Annotated in this window: 3 protein-coding genes; 2 read left to right on the top strand and 1 reads right to left on the bottom strand. The window is 64.3% G+C overall.

Going from position 1 to position 2,612, the window contains the following annotated elements:
- Both GOALK_RS19455 and GOALK_RS19450 read left to right on the top strand, forming a co-directional pair.
- Nucleotides 1-242: signal peptidase II (locus GOALK_RS19455; RefSeq protein WP_040004365.1), on the top strand; the 242-nt coding region annotated here is incomplete at its 5' end.
- 265 nt (nt 243-507) lie between these two features.
- Nucleotides 508-1,161 carry a DsbA family protein gene (locus tag GOALK_RS19450; protein WP_006360542.1) on the top strand — a complete coding sequence of 218 codons (654 nt, stop codon included), beginning with the start codon at nt 508-510 and terminating at the stop codon, nt 1,159-1,161.
- Between the two features lie 9 nt (nt 1,162-1,170).
- On the opposite strand, the gene GOALK_RS19445 is transcribed toward GOALK_RS19450, so the two are convergent.
- Nucleotides 1,171-2,379, bottom strand: coding sequence for an IS110 family RNA-guided transposase (locus GOALK_RS19445; protein ID WP_005193666.1), 1,209 nt, complete (start codon nt 2,377-2,379; stop codon nt 1,171-1,173).
- Between the last annotated feature and the right edge of the window lie 233 nt (nt 2,380-2,612).

Here is a 2,612-nt window from a genome sequence, read left to right as displayed (position 1 = left end):
CCCGGATGGCGCCAGGCACCGGGCACCTCGGGCGGCTGGGGTTAGCAGCGATCCTCGGCGGGGCAAGCGCCAATCTCATCGATCGGTTCCCCGACGGAGTGGTCACTGACTATCTCCACACCGGTTGGTGGCCAACGTTCAACCTCGCTGACACATTCATCGTCGGCGGCGCTGCCATCTTGATCACCCTCACCGCATTCAGGAGTCCCGACGAACGAGCGCAGCATTCACCCGAGCGCTGACCCCCCCGATCCGGCGCAGGGCCCGGCTGGCCGCGCTGGTCACTGCCCGGCTCACCGTCTGCCCGGAGTCTCGATGGTCCGCTCCCAGAGGAAACGCCAGAGACTCCTCGCTGCCGGATACAGAATCTGATCCGCTTGTAGCGCGCACCCATGAAGACTGAGAACAGACATCAGGTTCATACATTCCGGGCGCTACCCCGAAGGCAACCCCCGGCCTGATGAGACCGATCCTCATTCCCGCCGACATCGCCTCTATGTTGAACGTATGACCAGACCAACCAAGTTCGCGTGGGCGTTCTTCGTAACCATTATCGTCGGTATCGGAGTCGCCGTCCTCGTCGATCAGGACACTTCCACACCCGCCCCGTCCGATACCGCCGCGGTGTCTGATCTGGTGGCCCGGCCCGACAGTCATCGGCTGACGTCGCCTGCGCAGAGCCGGGCGCAATTCGTCGAGTTCCTGGACTTCGAGTGCGAAGCCTGCGGAGCCATCTACCCGGTCATCGAGGATCTGCGGCGAACCTACGGCGACCGCGTTACGTTCGTCGTCCGCTACTTTCCGATGCCCGGACACTTCAACGCCGAACGTGCTGCTCGCGCGGTCGAAGCCGCCGCCCAGCAGGGGCGGTTCGAGCAGATGTACCAGCGCATGTTCACCACCCAAACCCATTGGGGCGAACAGCAAGTCCCCGCTGACGACCTGTTCCGTAGCTTCGCCGTCGACCTCGATCTCGATATGGCGGCCTTCGACACGGTCTACAACAGCCCGGCCACGCTCGAACGGATCCGCGCCGACGTCGCTGACGGTCTGGCTCTCGGGGTCCAAGGCACCCCCACATTCTTCCTCGACGAGAATCGGCTACAACCGAACACGATCGACGACCTCACCGCGGCGGTGCGTGCAGCGGCGTCTGAATGATCTCAGGGGCTAGGCGGCAGCCTCCGCGATGGGCGGGCCGGCGCCCCTCGGAGTCCATTCTCGGCCATCACGGATGAGTGCCCACACAACATCAATCAACCGTCTGGCCAGCGAGATGAGCGCATGCACGTGAGAGCGGTTCTCGCGTCGTTTGCGCTGGTAGAACTCCCGTGATGGTCCGTCGCGTTGCGAGCTGTTGAGTGCGGCCATGTAGAACACCTTCCGCAGACCCCGGTGGTAGCGCTGCGGTCTACGCAATGTGCCCCGCCGGTTACCTGAATCATGCGGGACGGGAGCAAGACCGGCGTAGGCAGCCAGTTTGGCAGCCGAGCCGAACGACGTGAGGTCGCCACCAGTGAACGCGATGAGTTCGGCACCACTTCGGGTGCCGATACCGGGTACGGATTCAAGAATCCGGGCGTGGCGGTCTCGGCGGAACACCTCGGCGATCTGTTTATCCAGGTAGGTGATCTGGCGAGTGAGCGCCATCAGCGAGGTAGCCGCCTGCTGCACCAGCAATGCCGTGGTCGCCTCACCAGGCAGAGCGACGGTCTGCGCGGCCGCGGCGGCACGCGCCTTGCTGATCATCTTCGGGATGGTCGGCCGGCGGACTCCTTGACCGCGTAGGTGGTCGTAAATCTCCTCGTCGGAGACCCCATCAATCGCCGACGGTGTGGTGAAGCGGGTGACGAACGCCAAACCAGTCAACGTCGAGTAGTCGAAGCACCGTTCGAGACCGGGGAAGATGCGGGTCAGCAGGCCGCGCAGTCGATTGATGCCTCGTGTGCGTTCGGTGACCAAGTCGCGGCGATGCCCGGTCAACAGGTCGAGTTCGATCGCGACGTCATCAGGGACCGCGACCGTCGCGAGATCACCACGCAGGCGCGCGGTCTGGGCGATCACCACCGCGTCGCGGGCGTCGGTTTTGCCTTCGCCGGCGAAAGCGCCGGTCATGCTGTGCACAACGCGACCAGGTACATAGCGAATGTGTTGGCCGCGGCGGGACAACACCCCTCGGAGGAGGGCCGATTCCGGCGCGGTCATGTCGATCGCCCACACCACCGATTCGACACGGCACGCCTGGTCCACAATCGCTTCGATGGCCGCCTGATCGTTCGGTACCCGACGTGACCACAGCACCGTCCCCGCGTCGTCCACAGCGGCGGCGTGGTGTGCGTGACGGCCGACATCGATTCCTACCCAGATTGTTTCGACCACATGAACCTCTCTGCTCGAACCTGTTGACCTCGTCAGGGGTTGTTTCGCCGGCGCACCTTTACACAGCGACAAGTTCGCGAACACTTCTCAATCAGCGGCCGAAACGACCCGTCACGGTCCGGGGTGGCCTTCCACGCCGAGCCACCGAGGGCACACAGGTGATTGTCGAGCCACGCCCCGAACCGCGGACGAGCGTCCGAGGCGACCGCCCCGGACGTACTCCAACGTAAAGG

The organism is Gordonia alkanivorans NBRC 16433 (assembly GCF_000225505.1).
Taxonomy (GTDB): domain Bacteria; phylum Actinomycetota; class Actinomycetes; order Mycobacteriales; family Mycobacteriaceae; genus Gordonia; species Gordonia alkanivorans.
This window is presented reverse-complemented; position numbering and strand designations above follow the sequence as displayed.